Here is a 17,507-nt window from a genome sequence, read left to right on the forward strand (position 1 = left end):
TTCACCAATTCCCTTGCTTGTCCCCTGGCGCTTCTCTACAATTGCGCCCCTTGCCGTGTTGGCAGGCGCTCACGCGCCTTTTCCCAGGGCAAGACCTATAAGTGTCATTCACTCCTTGTCTGACCACTCTGGTGGCAGACTACAACCCGTAAGGAGCATTCATGCGTCATTACGAAATCATTTTTCTGGTCCACCCTGACCAGAGCGAGCAAGTCGGCGGCATGGTCGAGCGTTACACCAAGCTGATCGAAGAAGACGGCGGCAAGATCCACCGTCTGGAAGACTGGGGCCGTCGTCAACTGGCCTACGCAATCAACAATGTTCACAAGGCTCACTACGTGATGCTGAACGTTGAGTGCTCCGGCAAGGCCCTGGCCGAGCTGGAAGACAACTTCCGCTACAACGATGCCGTGATCCGTAACCTGGTCATCCGTCGCGACGAAGCCGTCACCGGTCAGTCCGAGATGCTCAAGGCCGAAGAGAACCGCAGCGAGCGCCGTGAGCGTCGCGACCGTCCTGAGCATGCTGACAGCGCCGAAGGCGACGACAGCAATGACAGCGACAACAGCGATAACGCTGACGAGTAATCCACGGACCTTTTGAGGAGCCTATTACATGGCACGTTTCTTCCGTCGTCGTAAATTCTGCCGCTTCACTGCTGAAGACGTGAAAGAGATCGATTTCAAAGATCTCAACACCCTGAAAGCTTACGTATCCGAAACCGGCAAGATCGTTCCGAGCCGTATCACTGGTACCAAAGCTCGTTATCAGCGTCAGCTGGCTACCGCTATCAAGCGCGCCCGCTTCCTGGCCCTGCTGCCCTACACCGACAGCCACGGCCGCTGAGACCGGGTTCTCGACAAGTAGCAAAGGATAGAATGCATGCGCGCCTTGGCTGATTTCATCATGCGCGGTCGCGTGCAGGCCACCCTCGTGGTGGTGGGTTGTGCGGCGTTGCCGCTGTTGTTCTGGTTGAGTGCCGCCGCCGGGAGCCTGGTGTTCCTGCGGCGTGGTTTCAAGGACGCCTCCGGAGTCCTCGCCTGGGCATTGTTGCCGGCGTTGGCCTGGTGGTTCTTCGGCGAGCCGCGCACCTTGTTGGTGCTGCTGGGTACGCTGGGGCTGGCTGCGCTGTTGCGCGCCGGGCAGTCCTGGAACCGGGTGCTGTTGTTCAGCATCGCCATGGGCCTGGTGTATGGCGTGGTCCTGGGTTCGGTGTTCCGCGAACCGATCGAAGCTCTGGCTGGAGCGCTTGAAAAAGCCCTGCCGCAGATGCTCGACGGTCTCTACCAGCAGTTGTCGGTAGAGGAGCGGGCCCGCCTGGGCGGCCTGATCGCACCGGTGCTCAACGGCCTGATAGCGGCCTTGTTGCAAGCCGTCAGTGTGCTGGCCCTGATGTTGGGTCGTTACTGGCAGGCAGTGTTGTATAACCCGGGAGGTTTTGGTCGCGAGTTTCAAGCGGTCAGGCTCCCCCTGGTGCCGACGCTGGTACTGGTGGTGCTCATGCTGGTGGGGCCGAATTTCGGTCCTGAACTGGCGATGTTGACGCCGCTGTGCAGCGTTCCGCTGATGTTCGCAGGGCTTGCCCTGATGCATGGGCTGGTGGCGCAAGGACGACTGGGCAAATTCTGGCTGGTCGGGATGTACGTGACACTGCTGCTGTTCATGCAGCTGACTTATCCGTTGCTCGTGGTTCTGGCCATTGTCGACAGCCTGATTGATTTTCGCGGTCGCAAGGCACCCCCGAAAGGTGCCGATAACGATTCCGCGAACGGTGAAGGTTAAAAGTTAAGAGGTTATTACCAAATGGAACTGATCCTGCTGGAAAAAGTCGCCAACCTGGGCAACCTGGGCGACAAGGTAAATGTTAAGGCTGGTTACGGCCGTAACTTCCTGCTGCCATTCGGCAAAGCCACCGCTGCTACCGCTGCCAACCTGGCTGCGTTCGAAGAGCGTCGCGCTGAGCTGGAAAAAATCGCCGCAGAGAAAAAAGCTTCGGCTGAAACTCGCGCTGCCCAACTGGCTGAGCTGGAAGTGACCATCACTGCCACCGCCGGTGACGAAGGCAAGCTGTTCGGTTCGATCGGCACCCACGACATCGCTGACGCCCTGACCGCCTCCGGCGTTGAAGTGGCTAAAGCTGAAGTTCGTCTGCCGAACGGCACCATCCGTAACGTCGGCGAATACGACGTTGCCGTGCACCTGCACAGCGACGTTGAAGCCACCGTTCGCGTGGTTGTTGTCGCAGCCTAAGCTGTACCGATCGGTTGGCACCTTGAGTGCCAGCCGGTTAACATCGGGCACGATCCTGCTTTGCAGGTCGTGCCCTTTGTCTTTTTCATCACCCTGATTCCTGCGTGGCCATGAACGAGATAACCGCCCCCGAGCAATATGATCTGCAAACCGCTGCCCTGAAGGTGCCGCCACATTCCATCGAGGCCGAACAGGCCGTGCTCGGTGGCTTGATGCTGGACAACAACGCCTGGGAGCGGGTGCTTGATCAAGTCTCCGACGGCGACTTCTACCGCCATGACCACCGCCTGATCTTCCGCGCCATCCACAAGCTTGCCGACCAGATGGCCCCGTTCGACGTGGTGACCCTGCACGAGCAGCTGGACAAGGAAGGTCTCAGTTCCCAGGTCGGCGGTCTGGGCTACCTGGGCGAACTGGCCAAGAACACCCCGTCGGTGGCCAACATCAAGGCGTACGCCGCGATCATCCGCGAGCGGGCGACCCTGCGCCAGCTGATCAGCATCAGCAACGAGATCGCCGACAGCGCCTTCAACCCCCAGGGCCGCAACGCCGAAGAGATCCTCGACGAGGCCGAACGGCAGATCTTCCAGATCGCCGAGGCCCGGCCCAAGACCGGCGGCCCGGTGGGCGTCAACGAGCTGTTGACCAAGGCCATCGATCGCATCGACACCCTGTTCAACACCGCCGACGCGATCACCGGCCTGTCCACTGGCTACACCGACCTCGACGAGAAGACCAGCGGCCTGCAACCGGCCGACCTGATCATCGTCGCCGGCCGTCCGTCCATGGGTAAGACCACCTTTGCCATGAACCTGGTGGAAAACGCCGTACTGCGCAGCGACAAGGCGGTGCTGGTGTACTCCCTGGAGATGCCAGGCGAATCGTTGATCATGCGTATGCTGTCCTCGCTTGGCCGTATCGACCAGACCAAGGTGCGTTCCGGCCAACTGGAAGACGATGACTGGCCACGCCTGACCTCGGCGGTCAACTTGCTCAATGATCGCAAGCTGTTCATCGACGATACCGCCGGCATCAGCCCGTCGGAGATGCGTGCGCGTACCCGGCGCCTGGTGCGCGAGCACGGCGACATCGGCCTGATCATGATCGACTACCTGCAGCTGATGCAGATCCCCGGCTCCAGCGGCGACAACCGCACCAACGAGATCTCCGAGATCTCCCGCTCGCTCAAGGCCCTGGCCAAAGAGTTCAACTGCCCGGTGGTGGCCCTGTCGCAGCTCAACCGCTCCCTCGAGCAGCGCCCGAACAAGCGTCCGGTGAACTCCGACTTGCGTGAATCGGGTGCGATCGAGCAGGACGCCGACGTGATCATGTTCGTCTACCGCGACGAGGTGTATCACCCGGAGACCGAGCACAAGGGCATCGCCGAAATCATCATCGGCAAGCAGCGGAACGGCCCGATCGGCTTTATCCGCCTGGCTTTCATCGGCAAGTACACGCGCTTCGAGAACCTCGCCCCGGGCAGCTACAACTTCGACGACGACGAGTAAACGCCGGCCATTAACGACCGGCGTTGTAGCGTCAGTCTGGCTGCACCGCCGCGAAGAGCAGGCGGGCGGCTTGCGGGCTGAAGGCGGCCCGCCAGATCGGTTTGTGCGCAAGGCCTTCACGTTCGGCCTGTGCCTGGCTCTGCGCCCCTAGGTGGCTTTGCGCCAGGGTCTTCAAGTGTCCCCCTCTGGTCTTGAATTGGTCGTCCTGGGTCGTCTTGGTATCGTAATGAAAGTGCGCTTCCCACAAGGGTGAGTGTTGGCCCTGGGCATCCCTGATTTTATACACGTCGAGAAAGTGTTTGTTCTGGCCCTTGCCCCGCGGTGCGCGGGAGAGGGTCTTGTGGACCTTCACCTGATGGTGTTCCAGCAGGTATAGCAGGCGATTGATGTCCAGATTGTCCTTGTCCTTGTATTGCTCGATGCGCAGGGTTTCGCCCTGCTGGCGCAGGCGCTGTACCGCCTCGCGCACCTGTTCGAGCAGGGTGGCATTGCGCCGGTCGAGGTGCCCGACCAGCTCATCCAGCTCCTCCGCCCGCCGCTCCAGCCGTTCGATGATGCTGGTCGGGTTGTCTTTGCGCTCAGTGTCGCGCCGGGCCTTGTCGAGATGTTCGTCGACACCGGCCAGAAGCCTGCGTGCCTGCTCACCGACGTCGGCTTGTACCGGACGCGGTCGTACGCTGACGCGCTGCCAGCTGCCGCCGCTTTTGCTATAGGTCTGTATCCGGGCGCTGTCGTTGGCGGCGGCGATATCGACCAGCACCTGACCGCTGTCGTCCACCCGAGTCGCGCCGAGCTTGAGCACGGATGTGCCGGATTGCCTGACCCTGATCAGGCGTTTGTACTGGGGCTGCGGCCTTGCGCCTGGCTGGGGGGGCAGAAAGTCGTAGTCCGGTGCGTGTGGATCAAGGCTAAGTTGGTCATTGGCGGGTAACGACTGATACAGCTTGCCGATGTCTTCCTGCAGCTGTTGCTCGAACTTGTCCAACAGCTCCAGCGCATCCTTCAAGTGCGCTTTTTCTCGCGGTGGAAGGTCTTCAAGTAAAGGTGCCAGGGTGCCATGTTGGCGTTCCAGTTGACGGTGCAGGTCAGCGAGCAACGCCATGCGGTAGGCAGCCGGAACGCTATCGGCTTCGTTCAGGGCCACGAAAATATCGTGAAGGTTAGTCTGGCAGTCAGCGATGTCGGTGTTGAGAACTACCGGTGCCGTGGCGTCGACCGGATCGCCGATCGCCAACAGCTCCAGTTTGAACATGACCACAGCGCTGTTCAGCAGGCCCGGGGTGTTGGGAAACTGCTCGCGGTGTTGGCTGACGGCGGTCTCACTGTCAGTGCCGGGTAGCTTGTTGTGAAACTCCTCGATGAAGCGTTCATGTCTGTCGAGGAAGGGGCGCTTGTCTTCGAGTTGTTTGATCAGCCTCAGGTGCTCAGATCGGTAACGCGCCTGTTCGCCTTGGTAAGGATCGAGCAGTACGTCTGCCGGGATCTGATTGATGCCCAAGTCCCGGCTGAGGATGATTTTTTCCAGGCATTGCAGGCGATACAGATGCATTTGTATCAGTTGTTCACGCACCTGGTCGGCCCTTTGGGTTTCGAACAAACTGATCTTTTCCGAGGTCAGCGAGATGATTTTCCAGTAGAGGGTCACCAGTTGCTCCACCGCTACTTGCTGTTGCTCACTACCTTCCTCGGCAGCGGTGACCCGATTCTGGGCATCGCCCATCTGCTCTGCTGCCGCGTTCATGCGATGATTGATGCCTTCCAGACGACGCTGTTGTTCCTGTCGCTGGGTGTGTTCGAGTTGTGCCGCTGCGCTGGCTGCCTCCTGGTTCTTGCGGCGAAGGGCGTCCAGCCGCCCACGGGGCATGCCTGCAGCGCCCGGCAGCGGCGCGTAATACCACTTGTCGCGGTAGCAGAGTATGGCGGCGCCAGGACTGTGCGGATGCCGCCGGTCGATCAGGTGCCACACGCTTTGCTGAGGTGTTGAGGCGTGTGGATCGAGGCTGATGGGATAGGCCGCTCCCTGGATGAGGGCATGAGCCTGGCCGTCGATAAGCAACTGCCCATCGACAACCTGTTGGGCTGCGGGAACGGGGCGGGCAGGCAACGACAGACGTTGGGCTGAAACTGCTTGCAAGGGCGGCGAGGCCAGCAGGTCATCAAGGATATCCCGCTCGCGCAGTGCCATGTTCAGCAAGTGCTCGCTCAGCTGTGCATTGTTGGTGAAGTCCCCGGCGACCTTCGGCACCTGGTCGCGAAGGCAGTCAATCAGGGTTGTGGGTTTCGAACCATTCGGGCCGTGGTAGGTGTGGCCGGTGCGGGTCAGCACGAGTGTCGCGCTATTGTCTTGGGGGCCAAAGTACGCTGATGCATTGGCCGGGTAAAACCCATCGTCGGCTGGGGCCGTCAGGTTTTCCTCGATGCGGATGCCCAGGCCTTCTGGCCAGCTGTCCAGGCAGGTGATCAGGTGGCAGATGATGGCCTGGGTGTCCGGGGTTGCCGCGTCGTTATCGCTATCGAGCAGCCAGAGCGTGCGCAGGACACGGCTTTGTGCCTGGTGATCGAGCAACGCTGCAACAGGTTGCGGATCGATCAGCGTGTCAGCGTGCAGGTCGCGCAGCTGTGGATAGCGCTCGACAAGCTGGCGCGCCGGCGCAGGTGCGAGGCCGGGGAAGCGCCGGGCCAGCTCGCCGGTCAGCGGCGGCTCGGCCTGGTCACGTTGCCAGGCCAGCAGCGTTTGCACTTGCCAGGGCAGCTCACTGCCTTCGCGCCAGGCGCTGTCCAATTGCTGGCGTGATGCACCCGCCAGACGGGTGATCTGATCGATTTCCCGGGTGGACATCTCGCGGTCCCAGGGCAGCAGGTGTTCCAGCAACCTGGTATCGCTCCAGGTCGCGGTTTGCAGTTGTGCTGCCACACGCTGCTGCAGGGTGGGCGACCGGCCCAGCGCGGCGACCAGTTGCCGGCTGCGCTGGGCTGAAAGCCGTACGCCAATGCCTTGTATCTTTGCTCCGATCAGCAGGTCGGCGATATCCGCCAGCGCTTGCACGGCTTGCTCGCTGTGCCCGGTCGATAGCGCCTGGAGCGCCGAAACACTCTGCAGGCCCAGGCTACCCAAGGTGGCGGCCAGCATCACCCGGGACAGGCCTGTTACACCGCCCGGGGCGGGCAGGGTGAGCAGTTGCAACACTTCACTGACGACGTAAAGAAAGCCGCGGCTGAAGGTGTCGAAGTCGACGCTGTTATTGGTGCTGGCCATCAGCGATAGGTCCGCAGCAATCGTCAGTTGCTGCTCACGCTGCAGAATGTCCAATAGCGATAGCTGGCGCCAGGGGCTGTCCGGGCTTTCAATTAGCCCCAGCTGCGAGGTGGACGACGCACTGGCGAAGCTGTCGTAGAGCCAGCGGGCCAGCCAGTTCAATTGTTCGCGATCAACGTCGGTGGGTTGTAGAAATACGCCAAGTTTCTGTTGCAGGGCCACTGCCAGCCAACGTTGTAGCCAGTCGAGTTGCTGGCTGCTTTGGGCTCGATGCAATTGTTCGAGCAACGATGTTCTGGCTTCGCTCACCGATACATGGGGACGCCAGGCGCCGCCCGGACGTTCGGGGAAGTAGCTGAAAATGGCTTCATTGAGCTTTATCACATAGAAAGGCAGGGGCAGTTGATTGTCCAGCAAGGTTCGATTCAGGCGGTCGAAGGGCAAGTTGGCAAGCTGTCGATGAAGTTGGCTGAGAACACCTGAATCAGGGAGCAATCGCAGAGCGCGCTCAACCAGGCCGTCGGGTAGCTTCAGGTTGAAGTACTTCCATTGCACTGCACCTGGATGCTCCAGGGTCTGGGCCAGTTGTTGCAGCTGTTCACGATTGAATTGATGGTCGTCTGTTTGTCGATAGGCATCCAGCAGCGCAAGCCGCAACAGCGAGCGGTGGTAATCGCGGGAAACTGCGCTCAATTGTTTCGGCAGGGTCTCGCGCAGTTGTTGCTGAAGGCGCGCACCCAGGTCGAGGTCGCGCACGATATCGACGAAGGTGCTCACCGCCAGGAGGTTATGCCGACCTCCGCCAGCCTGGGTGTTGATGCTGCTTGCGTTGAGGAAGTCCTCCCCGGAACCTGTCTGCCAACTGATGTTGAAGCCAACGTTGTCCAGGGCGGCCTGCCACAAGGTGCGGGTCTGCAGGTGCTCCACTTCCCTGTGCGGCCATTCGCGCCCGACTTCCAGGGAGTAGGTGTGCAAATAGGTGGTGAGCGGGTCTATCGCCTGGCCGGTGCGCAGCGCAAGGCGTGCACGCAGGTCGCTGATTGCCTGCTGCTCGAAGTCCTGGCGCCAGCTCGCCAGGGCCTGGGCCAGGGCGAGCCGGTGTTGCGGAACCTGACGTGACAGTGCCAGGTACTGCTCGCGTTCGGCTTGGTCCAGTTGTTCGAAGGTGCTGTCGAACTGCGCTTCGATCAGCTCCAGGGTCAGGCGATCGGTCCAGCGCTGTTGGCCATTGCTGGCGACGCTGGGGGTGTTTTCGGGAGAGTTCATGGATCAGGCGTCCTTGTTGGGGTGAGCGCCTGATCAAAGCGCAGAGTGGGTGCGTACGTGTGATAGATATGTAGCTCAGTCGCGACGGCCAGTGGCGCTGGCCGCCGAAACCTGAGGGGGGTGAAGTCAGCTGGAAAGCGCGAACAGTTTGGCAGCGGTTTTCAAGTCAATGGCCACGCGCCAGATCGGCGTGATGGCTTCACCTGTATGCTCCTGGCTGGCCTGGGCGGATTGCCCGAACATCTCCTGGTCCAGACGCTTGAGGTGCCCGGCCTTGACCTCGAAGCCAAGGGCCGCAGTGTCGGCGGCAGGGTAGTGGAAATGCGCAGCCCAGAGCGCCTCCCCTGCACCGTGCCGGTCATGGATATGGTAGGCATCCAGATAGTGGTCTTTGAGTTTTACCCGTGTCTGGGTTTGCTTGACCATGACTTCGCCCTGCTCGATCAAGTAACTCAGGCGGGGAATGCTCAGGTGCTGTTTGTCTTTGTAGGCCTTGATCATCAGGGCTTTGCCGTGGTCCAGCAATGACCCCGCCTGCTGCTCAAGCAAGGCGACGAGATCCTTGTAACGGCCACTGGGCTCGTGCTGCAGGTACTGCGCGCTCTCCTTGAGCGTATCGGCCTCGCGTTCGAGAAACTCGCTGATATTAGCCGGATGGTCCTTGCTCGCGGCGCGTGCGTTGGCTTGATCCAGCCTGGTCTGAACATGGTCTAGAAGCGCCTGGGCTTCAGTTTCCAGTTTGTCGTAGTCGGCCTGCGCTTTAAGCGCCGTTTTTTTACGGGTCCAGCGATTGTTCACTTTTTCGTAAGTGGCGATAGTTTGTTGAGTCGTCTCAGAAATCACATGCACCGTGTTGTCGTTTTGTGCGTCCACTTCCCCCGTAATGAAGGTGTCACCGAAACGGCCGTGGGCGCGAATGATCTTCTTGCGTTTTGGGGATGGGGCCGTGCTGGTGCTCGGGGCTTGAGGTGGAATGAAATCGAAGTCGATAAAGTCGCCGTCCCGCTCGGGGCGGTCGTTCGCGGTCGAGGCGGTAAAGCCCGCATGTGCTTGTTCGTCGACGGTTCGCAGAAAGTAGTCGAGGTGCTCGATGACCGTTTGTCCATGTTCGATGTCGAGCACAGCGGTAAGGCTTTCGTTTAGCGCCTGGGCCTGTTGCCGACAGGCTGCGAGTCGCATCTGAATGTTCTCCAGAACACTCAATTGAAGTCGGGTGGGTACTTGTCGAACGTCGTCCAGCATAGTCACGAGTATCCTGGCTTGGGAGGCCATCTCGGCGAACGCGGGGCGAAACTCCAAGGGTGCAAGCGCCTCCAGATTGTCCCCGACGCTGAGCAAATTGCAGTGGAAGTAAATCAGACCAATTCTTATGTTATGCGATGATGGGGGGGTATGGCGCTGTTGTTTCGCGTACAGGCCGCGGGTAGTCGCCAGTGCCGTTTGCCCCCCTTCCTCGTGCTGGTACTGTTCAAGTTTTGCCAGTACCTTGGAAAACTCGGCAATGGCTTGCTCGACCTTTATGCAGTGGGGCAACTGCTTCTGGAGCGTCTTGAGGTGGGCATGGTTGAGGGCAATGAAGTTCTCCGAGTTCCCGATGGGGTCGATGGGGCCGAGCGGCTTGACCTGAGCATTCAGGAGAAAGCCGTGGACACCGATGGTCTTGGCATGAAGTTCAGCCAGGATGATCAGTTCGTCTGCCCAGCGGCTGAACAGCTTGACCCGTTTGTCCTGGATCTGACTCAGTGCTTTCTCGTGTTTATTGAAGTTTTTCAGATTCTCATGCAACAAGGCGATTACCCGGTCACTCTCGGAGGTATAGCGATCGTGCAGTAATCGGCGGAAGTCGTGGCGCTCAGCTGGGCTCTTATCCAATTGCTCGGCCAAGACATCGATCTTTTTCAGGCCGTCTTCCAGGGCTTTATCATTTTTCTGCATTTTCTTGAGCAGCGAGTCGGCCTTATGTGCCGCCTTGGCCTCTGCGAGTTTGCCGCCCCCGCGGCCTCCCGTGGCGATGCCGCGCCAGGTTCCCTGGCTGTCGCGGGTAACCGGCTCGCTGCGTCCGATCCGGGTGGCCACATAGCGATTGGCGCTGTCCTGCGCGACGGGGTCTTGTGGGCGCACGATGCGCCACACTGCACGGGTTGGTGATGAGGCATCCTCGTCCTTGAGCACCTGGTAGGTCTGTCCGGCATGGCGGATGTAGCGTTTTCCATCACGCTTGTAGACACCGTCGACTGCCAGGCTGTTGGGGCTGAGCTCCACGGTGGTAGCAAAGGCGGCCAGCCGGGTGCTGGTCAAGCTGTAGGTCGGCTCTTCGGTCAGCAGATCGACCCAGGTGTCGGGGTGTGCAAGTGCGCTGTCGACAATGCTCCTGGCCAGGCCCGAGCTGTCGTGAAGTCCGAATTCCAGCGCCTTGCGCTGGTCATCGTCGAGGGTGCGCAAAAATGCCGAAACCAGGTTGTTCTGGCCAGGGAAGGCGGTGAACAGCGTGCCATCGGAGGGTTTGTAGCCCGTGTAACGTCCGTTGTGCCGGACCAGGGTAATGAACTGGGGGGCGGTGTCGTCGCCGTACTGGGCTAGCAGATGATCCCCTTTGCCCAGCTCGTTATTGATACTGACGCCTTCGTAAATGCGTATCCCGAGTGTCTCTGGCCAGTCGGGAAAACAGGTGAGCAGATGGCCGAACAGCGACTCGGCGTCTCTGTTCAGGTCGCGACCCGAGGGGTCTTCCAGGGCGGCGAAGGCACGGTACATACGGCTCTGGGTGCGGATGTCATTGATTCTCGATGACTGGGCTGCGGGCAGGCTAATGCCAGGACGGACCGGTTGCCTCGGGAATTCATGGAGGAGCTGCGTTGCCGCGGTTTCCGAGAGGTCGGGGAAACGTTGCAGCAGTTCATTCAGGGGCTCCCTGGCTGCACTGGTGGGTGGGGCGGTACGGGCCAGGGAGTAGCCGGTTTGCCCGATGTCCAGTTCGGTGCGTGGACGGTCGTCCTGGATCACCGCATAAATCGCCTCTTGCTGATCCTTGAAGTCGTCGAGCAGTTGGCTGCGCAAATGATCCAGGCGGTGCTGGAAATGACTGTCAAGCGCATGGTCGTTGCGTTTTCCCAGCGTGCTGCCAGGGTTCAGACGTTCATGTTCCTTCAACGCGGCCGACACCAGGGACACTCCCGCTTCGGTGGGGTGAAAGTAAGGGGCATAGCGATTGGTGCTGTTTCGGATCAGCACCAGGTCGGGAGTACGTTCAGCTAGCGGCGTTGTCGGTTCGTACTGGCCGAGTAGCGATTTTTTGTCGGTATCATAAAGTCGCACCCTGGCTTTGGCCCTGTGTGCCAACAGGCGAGGAAGCACCCGATCGGCGATGCTCGGCAGGTTCTCGACCGTGCTCGCCAAGGCAATGGCCAAGCCATCGAGGCGTTGGCGCAACTGGAATCCATCGAGTATGTCGCGCAGGGCCCAGGTCGTGTCACGGGCACCTGCCCAGATGGCCTCCAGGGTACCGCGTTGGGTTGCGCTGTGTTGCAGCACGCGGCCCAAAGCAGCATCGCTGAACGCCGGGAGCTCGGGCGACAACATCTTGTTCAGCAATTGCGTATCGCTGAGGTCGGCCACTGACGGGGTATTTTGTGGTGCGCCATCCGTTGCCCAGCGCAGCGCTGTGCCTTGGTTTTGGGTGGTGTACTGCGTGGGGTTGCGCAAGCCCCGGATCAGGTCGCGTTTGCGCCGTGCCGACAAGCGCGCGCCTGTGCCCTGCAAGGCGGCACTGACTGCCAGGTCGATAATATCGGCCATCGCCTGGATGAACTCGGTTCGCTCCCCTTGCCGAAGCGCCTGGACAGCACTGATGCTCTGGTAGCCCAGTGTGCCGAAGGACGCCAGCAACATCAGCCGGTTGACCCCCAGCACTCCGCCGGGTACCGCGATGGTCAGCAACTCCACGGTCTCACTGATGATGAACTTGAGGCCATCAAGCCAGGTTTGATGGTCGATATCGGTGACGGTCCGGTAGTCCTTGATCAAGTCGCCGTGGAATTTGAGCGACTGGCGATTGCACAGACCTGTCAGCAGTGCATCGCCCTGGCCGGCGGGTTCCAGTTGCAGGCGCTGGCTCGGCGCGGAATCCTCCCCGAACCAGGCATACAGCTGGCTGGCCAGCCAGTTCAGCTCGCTGGGGTTGGTGGGCGGGGTGGTGAGATGCTGGTGCAGTTTGAGCTGGTCGGTGATGCTCAAATGATCCAGGAACCAGGGCGTGGTGCTGCTTTGCGCGGCTTGGCGCAAGGCCTGGCGAATCGAGATCAGCGCACCCTCGAGTGAGACGTGACGCAACAGCTCCCCTTGCGGACGCCCGGGAAAATAGCTGAAGGTCGGTGTGGAGGGCAGCGTCTCGAACCGACGGATGAACAACCCCATGGCCGCACGGGTGTCGGCAAAGCTCAAGGCGTAGACCGTCCAGTCGTGCCTGCGGTCGTTCAAGGTCGCTTGCAGCGTGTTTTTTTCCTGCAGGTTGATTTCACCCTGGCGCAGCGCTTCGAGTAGCGCCAGCTCAAGTTTTACGGTCATGCAGGCGGTCAGCAGGGGTTTGATCCGGGAGTTGTAGTGCTGGTCGAAGTAATGTTGAAAGTGCTTGCCCAGGTCCAGGGCGCGTGCGACTTCGACCAGGTCTTCGCTGGTCAACGGCCTGCCGTCTTCGGGGGCACCAGGTTCGATGATCCGGCTGGCGTCGTGAAATTTCTGGCCAGCCGCCAGGCGCCAGCGGTGCCCTAGATGGAAACCGAAGTTGGTGCGGGCAACGCTCCACAGGTTGTCGGTGATTTCGGTTTCGGTTACTTGGGCCTCGCGTCGTGGCCGTGACGAGTAACGGGTGGTCAAACGAGTCTGCAAGATATCCACCGGACGGCCCAAATGAGCCGCGAGCGCATCGGTCAGGCGCTGCTTGCCATCGGCCTCGACGGCCTCGGTGAATGCCTGTAAACCCCGGCTCAACTGGGCTTCTTGCGTGGGCAACTCGACGCAGAGCTGGGCGAAGCGTTTCTTGTCGGCCGGGGGCAGGGCTTTCAAGGCATTCTGGGTTTGCTCGATTATCCATTGCAGCGTCTTGCTGTCCTGGCTGGCTTCGCCGGACTGAATGAAGTCTTCGCTACGGGCGGAGGAGTCGTTGCTGTGTATATCTGACATGGTGTCGGTGTCTCATTGAAGGTGAGAGCCGATCAGAACGCAGCAGCGATGCAGGCAGGTGATAGATATGTCTGGGGAATCCGACCATTACCGTCGGACTTGGTCAAAATTTGTGCTATATTCCGCGCCCGCGATTTTTCATCGATTAGCCACCGGTCACTGACATGCAAGCAGCCAAACCACTTTTCGACTATCCCAAGTACTGGGCCGAATGCTTCGGGCCAGCACCGTTCCTGCCGATGAGCAGGGAGGAGATGGATCAGCTCGGCTGGGACTCCTGCGACATCATCATCGTGACCGGTGATGCCTACGTCGACCATCCGTCGTTCGGCATGGCGATCATCGGCCGGCTGCTGGAAGCCCAGGGCTTCCGGGTGGGCATCATTGCCCAGCCCAACTGGCAGTCCAAGGACGACTTCATGAAGCTCGGCGAGCCGAACCTGTTCTTCGGCGTCGCGGCCGGCAACATGGACTCGATGATCAACCGCTACACCGCCGACAAGAAAATCCGCTCGGACGACGCCTACACGCCGGGCGGCCTGGCCGGCAAGCGTCCGGACCGCGCCAGCCTGGTCTACAGCCAGCGCTGCAAGGAAGCCTACAAGCACGTACCGATCGTCCTTGGCGGCATCGAGGCGTCGCTGCGCCGCATCGCCCACTATGACTACTGGCAGGACAAGGTCCGTCATTCGATCCTGATCGACGCCTGCGCCGATATCCTGCTGTACGGCAACGCCGAGCGGGCCATCGTCGATGTCGCCCAGCGCCTGGCCGCCGGCGAGAAGATCGAAGACATCACCGATATCCGCGGCTCGGCCTTTATCCGCCGCGACACCCCGCAGGGCTGGTATGAAGTCGATTCCACCCGTATCGACCGGCCGGGCAAGGTCGACAAGATCATCAACCCCTACGTCAACACCCAGGACACCCAGGCCTGCGCCATCGAGCAGGAGAAGGGCGAGGTCGAAGACCCGAACGAAGCCAAGGTGGTGCAGATCCTCGACAGCCCGCGCATGACCCGGGACAAGACGGTCATCCGCCTGCCCTCGTTCGAGAAGGTCCGTAACGACCCGGTGCTCTATGCCCACGCCAACCGCGTGCTGCACCTGGAGACCAACCCGGGTAACGCCCGTGCCCTGGTGCAGAAGCACGGTGAGGTGGATGTCTGGTTCAACCCACCACCCATTCCGATGACCACCGAAGAAATGGACTACGTGTTCGGCATGCCCTATGCGCGCATTCCGCACCCGGCGTACGGCAAGGAGAAAATCCCGGCCTACGACATGATCCGTTTCTCGGTGAACATCATGCGCGGCTGTTTCGGCGGCTGCACCTTCTGCTCGATCACCGAGCATGAGGGACGCATCATCCAGAACCGCTCCCACGACTCGATCATTCGTGAAATCGAGGAAATTCGCGACAAGGTTCCCGGTTTTACCGGCGTTATTTCCGACCTCGGCGGCCCTACGGCGAACATGTACCGCATCGCCTGCAAGAGCCCGGAGATCGAGACCCACTGCCGCAAGCCGTCGTGCGTGTTCCCGGGCATCTGCCCGAACCTGAACACCGACCACTCCTCGCTGATCAAGCTGTACCGCAGTGCCCGTGCCTTGCCGGGCGTGAAGAAGATCCTGATCGCCTCGGGCCTGCGCTACGACCTGGCGGTCGAGTCGCCGGAGTATGTGCGCGAGCTGGTGACCCACCACGTCGGTGGTTACCTGAAGATCGCCCCGGAACATACCGAGGAAGGTCCGCTCAACCAGATGATGAAGCCGGGCATCGGCACCTACGACCGCTTCAAGCGCATGTTCGAGAAGTTCTCGAAAGAGGCGGGCAAGGAGCAGTACCTGATCCCGTACTTCATCGCCGCCCACCCGGGCACCACCGACGAAGACATGATGAACCTGGCGCTGTGGCTCAAGGCCAATGGCTTCCGCGCCGACCAGGTGCAGGCGTTCTATCCGTCGCCAATGGCTTCGGCCACGGCCATGTACCATTCGGGCAAGAACCCGCTGCGCAAGGTCACCTACAAGAGCGAAGGGGTGACCATCGTCAAGAGCGAGCAGCAGCGTCGCCTGCACAAGGCCTTCCTGCGCTACCACGATCCGAAGGGCTGGCCGATGCTGCGTGAAGCCCTGGAGCGCATGGGCCGTGCCGACCTGATCGGTCCGGGCAAGCACCAGCTGATCCCGCTGCACCAGCCGGCGACCGACAGCTACCAGAGCGCCCGGCGCAAGAACTCGACGCCGTCCGGCAGCCACAAGGTGGGCAAGGATCAGAAGATCCTCACCCAGCACACCGGTTTGCCACCACGTGCCAGCGACGGCGCCAAGCCGTGGGACAAGCGCGAACAGGCCAAGGCGGCTGCCTTTGCCCGCAACCAGGAAGTGGCCAAGGCGCGCAAGGATGCAGCCAAGGGCGGCAAGGGCAAGAAGAAGCCAGCACGCCAGCCGGTGCTGCCGCGCTAAATAAAAACGCCAGCCTTCGGGCTGGCGTTTTGCATTGTGCGGGCGCTTCAGTCGGGTTTTTTATCGACCCACTTGGGCAATACCGGTGCCTGGAAGCTGTCCATGGCATCGAGCAGCGCATCAGGTGCATCGGCCAGCTTCAGCATGGCGCGGTGCTGCGGGCGCACGAAGCCTTCTTCCACCACATGGTCAAGAAAGCTGCCCAGCTTGCTGTAGAAGCCGTTGACGTCGAGCAGGCCCAGTGGCTTGGCGTGGTAGCCCAGTTGGCCCCAGGTCCAGACTTCAAACAACTCTTCCAGGGTGCCCAGGCCGCCAGGCAGGGCGACGAACGCATCGCTCAGTTCAGCCATGCGCGCCTTGCGGGCGTGCATGCCGTCGACCACCTCCAGGCGGCTCAGGCCTGTGTGGCCAACCTCGGCGTCCATCAGCGCCTGGGGAATAATGCCGATCACTTCACCCCCTGCGGCCATGGCCGCATCGGCGACGATGCCCATCAGGCCGACCGCGCCGCCGCCATAAACCAGGGTCAGGCCACGGTGGGCGAGGGCCTGGCCGAGGGCGATGGCCGCTTCGCGGTAGGCCGGGTTGACGCCGGTGCTGGCGCCACAGAATACACAAACGGAACGTACTGGCATTGCTTCTCTCCGGTTACAAGCGCGGACAGGGTAAGGTGCAGGCCAGCTACTTCCAAGGCCGGATTCATTCCGGACGCAAGAATTCGCAGTTGGCACCGGTGCTGCCGCAGGCATAGGCGGCCAGTACACTGTTCAGCAGGCTACCAAGGGACATGTTCGTTGCTCCTAAATGAGAGGTTGTCTCATCGTTCCGGAATAGCGCATGATGTGCACTTTGATTGTATGTATACAATCCATAGAACAATTTAACTGTCTGGCCGCGGGCCATCCCCCTTGATGCATATCAGGGAGGCGCCGGGCGGATTCAGGCAAGATGCGAACTGATAATACCCCTGCCAAGGAGATTCACGATGTTTGCCAAAGTTGTCGCAGTATCCTTGCTGACCCTCGCCAGCACCCAGGTTTTCGCTGCCGAGTGCAAGGTCACGGTCGATTCCACCGACCAGATGTCCTTCAACACCAAGGCCATTGAAATCGACAAGAGCTGCAAGACCTTCACCGTCGAGCTGACTCACTCCGGCAGCCTGCCGAAGAACGTCATGGGCCACAACCTGGTGATCAGCAAGGAAGCGGACATGCAGCCGATCGCCACTGATGGCCTGAGCGCTGGCATCGACAAGGATTACCTGAAGGAAGGCGACGCACGTGTGATCGCTCACACCAAAGTGATTGGCGCAGGCGAGAAAGACTCGGTCACCTTCGACGTGGCCAAGCTGGCTGCCGGTGAGAAGTACGGCTTCTTCTGCTCGTTCCCGGGCCACATCTCGATGATGAAAGGCACTGTTACCTTGAAGTAAACGCTTCGGGGGCTGCCATGCAGCCCATCGCCGGCGATGCCGGCTCCCACAAGAACCCTGTGGGAGGGGGGGTGGGGGTGGCGGGTCTTTGGGCGGTAGGTGGTCTACGGGGTGTGTTCAGTCGTGGGGCCGTGGGGGGGGGGGTGGGG

Annotated in this window: 10 protein-coding genes; 7 read left to right on the plus strand and 3 right to left on the minus strand. The window is 60.8% G+C overall.

The window, feature by feature from the left end:
- Positions 1-161 precede the first annotated feature (161 nt).
- The 5 genes from rpsF (at position 162) to dnaB (ending at position 3,758) form a co-directional block, all read left to right on the plus strand.
- Positions 162-587 (plus strand): 30S ribosomal protein S6, encoded by a 426-nt coding sequence (rpsF, locus tag ACIQUS_RS03080; RefSeq protein WP_285863364.1) that lies wholly within the window; start codon positions 162-164, stop codon positions 585-587.
- Positions 588-615: 28 nt separating this feature from the next.
- Positions 616-846, plus strand: a complete 231-nt coding sequence (gene rpsR / locus ACIQUS_RS03085; protein WP_003249563.1) for a 30S ribosomal protein S18 — start codon at positions 616-618, stop codon at positions 844-846.
- Between the two features lie 36 nt (positions 847-882).
- Positions 883-1,782 carry a hypothetical protein gene (locus tag ACIQUS_RS03090; protein WP_403042695.1) on the plus strand — a complete coding sequence of 300 codons (900 nt, stop codon included), beginning with the start codon at positions 883-885 and terminating at the stop codon, positions 1,780-1,782.
- A gap of 21 nt (positions 1,783-1,803) precedes the next feature.
- A complete protein-coding gene (gene rplI, locus ACIQUS_RS03095) occupies positions 1,804-2,250 on the plus strand; it encodes a 50S ribosomal protein L9 (RefSeq protein WP_010221607.1) in 447 nt (148 codons plus the stop codon).
- Positions 2,251-2,360: 110 nt separating this feature from the next.
- Entirely contained in the window at positions 2,361-3,758 is a 1,398-nt protein-coding gene (gene dnaB, locus ACIQUS_RS03100; protein ID WP_403042698.1) for a replicative DNA helicase, read from the plus strand.
- A gap of 31 nt (positions 3,759-3,789) precedes the next feature.
- Here the strand turns inward: dnaB and ACIQUS_RS03105 are convergent, their stop codons facing one another.
- Positions 3,790-8,280: a dermonecrotic toxin domain-containing protein gene (locus ACIQUS_RS03105; protein WP_403042700.1), complete on the minus strand. Its 4,491-nt coding sequence runs from the start codon at positions 8,278-8,280 to the stop codon at positions 3,790-3,792.
- 126 nt (positions 8,281-8,406) lie between these two features.
- Positions 8,407-12,843: a hypothetical protein gene (locus tag ACIQUS_RS03110; RefSeq protein ID WP_403042703.1), complete on the minus strand. Its 4,437-nt coding sequence runs from the start codon at positions 12,841-12,843 to the stop codon at positions 8,407-8,409.
- Positions 12,844-13,622: 779 nt separating this feature from the next.
- On the opposite strand from ACIQUS_RS03110, the gene ACIQUS_RS03115 reads away from it, so the two are divergent.
- Positions 13,623-15,926 carry a YgiQ family radical SAM protein gene (locus tag ACIQUS_RS03115; protein ID WP_403042705.1) on the plus strand — a complete coding sequence of 768 codons (2,304 nt, stop codon included), beginning with the start codon at positions 13,623-13,625 and terminating at the stop codon, positions 15,924-15,926.
- Between the two features lie 47 nt (positions 15,927-15,973).
- Here ACIQUS_RS03115 and ACIQUS_RS03120 read toward each other — a convergent pair whose 3' ends face one another.
- Positions 15,974-16,561, minus strand: a complete 588-nt coding sequence (locus tag ACIQUS_RS03120) for a TIGR00730 family Rossman fold protein (RefSeq protein ID WP_403042707.1) — start codon at positions 16,559-16,561, stop codon at positions 15,974-15,976.
- Between the two features lie 350 nt (positions 16,562-16,911).
- Between ACIQUS_RS03120 and azu the strand changes: the two genes are divergently transcribed.
- On the plus strand, positions 16,912-17,358 hold the full coding sequence (azu, locus tag ACIQUS_RS03125; protein WP_403042710.1) for an azurin: 447 nt from the start codon (positions 16,912-16,914) through the stop codon (positions 17,356-17,358).
- Positions 17,359-17,507 lie beyond the last annotated feature (149 nt).

The sequence above is a fragment of the Pseudomonas sp. NPDC090755 genome, assembly GCF_044769005.1.
Taxonomy (GTDB): domain Bacteria; phylum Pseudomonadota; class Gammaproteobacteria; order Pseudomonadales; family Pseudomonadaceae; genus Aquipseudomonas.

Bases quoted from the DNA above. Each gene is read 5' to 3' on its own strand.
- dnaB (WP_403042698.1), top strand. From the start codon at position 2,361: ATGAACGAGATAACCGCCCCCGAGCAATATGATCTGCAAACCGCTGCC.
- rplI (WP_010221607.1), top strand. From the start codon at position 1,804: ATGGAACTGATCCTGCTGGAAAAAGTCGCCAACCTGGGCAACCTGGGC.
- rpsR (WP_003249563.1), top strand. From the start codon at position 616: ATGGCACGTTTCTTCCGTCGTCGTAAATTCTGCCGCTTCACTGCTGAA.
- azu (WP_403042710.1), top strand. From the start codon at position 16,912: ATGTTTGCCAAAGTTGTCGCAGTATCCTTGCTGACCCTCGCCAGCACC.
- ACIQUS_RS03120 (WP_403042707.1), bottom strand. From the start codon at position 16,561: ATGCCAGTACGTTCCGTTTGTGTATTCTGTGGCGCCAGCACCGGCGTC.
- ACIQUS_RS03110 (WP_403042703.1), bottom strand. From the start codon at position 12,843: ATGACCGTAAAACTTGAGCTGGCGCTACTCGAAGCGCTGCGCCAGGGT.
- ACIQUS_RS03105 (WP_403042700.1), bottom strand. From the start codon at position 8,280: ATGAACTCTCCCGAAAACACCCCCAGCGTCGCCAGCAATGGCCAACAG.
- rpsF (WP_285863364.1), top strand. From the start codon at position 162: ATGCGTCATTACGAAATCATTTTTCTGGTCCACCCTGACCAGAGCGAG.
- ACIQUS_RS03115 (WP_403042705.1), top strand. From the start codon at position 13,623: ATGCAAGCAGCCAAACCACTTTTCGACTATCCCAAGTACTGGGCCGAA.
- ACIQUS_RS03090 (WP_403042695.1), top strand. From the start codon at position 883: ATGCGCGCCTTGGCTGATTTCATCATGCGCGGTCGCGTGCAGGCCACC.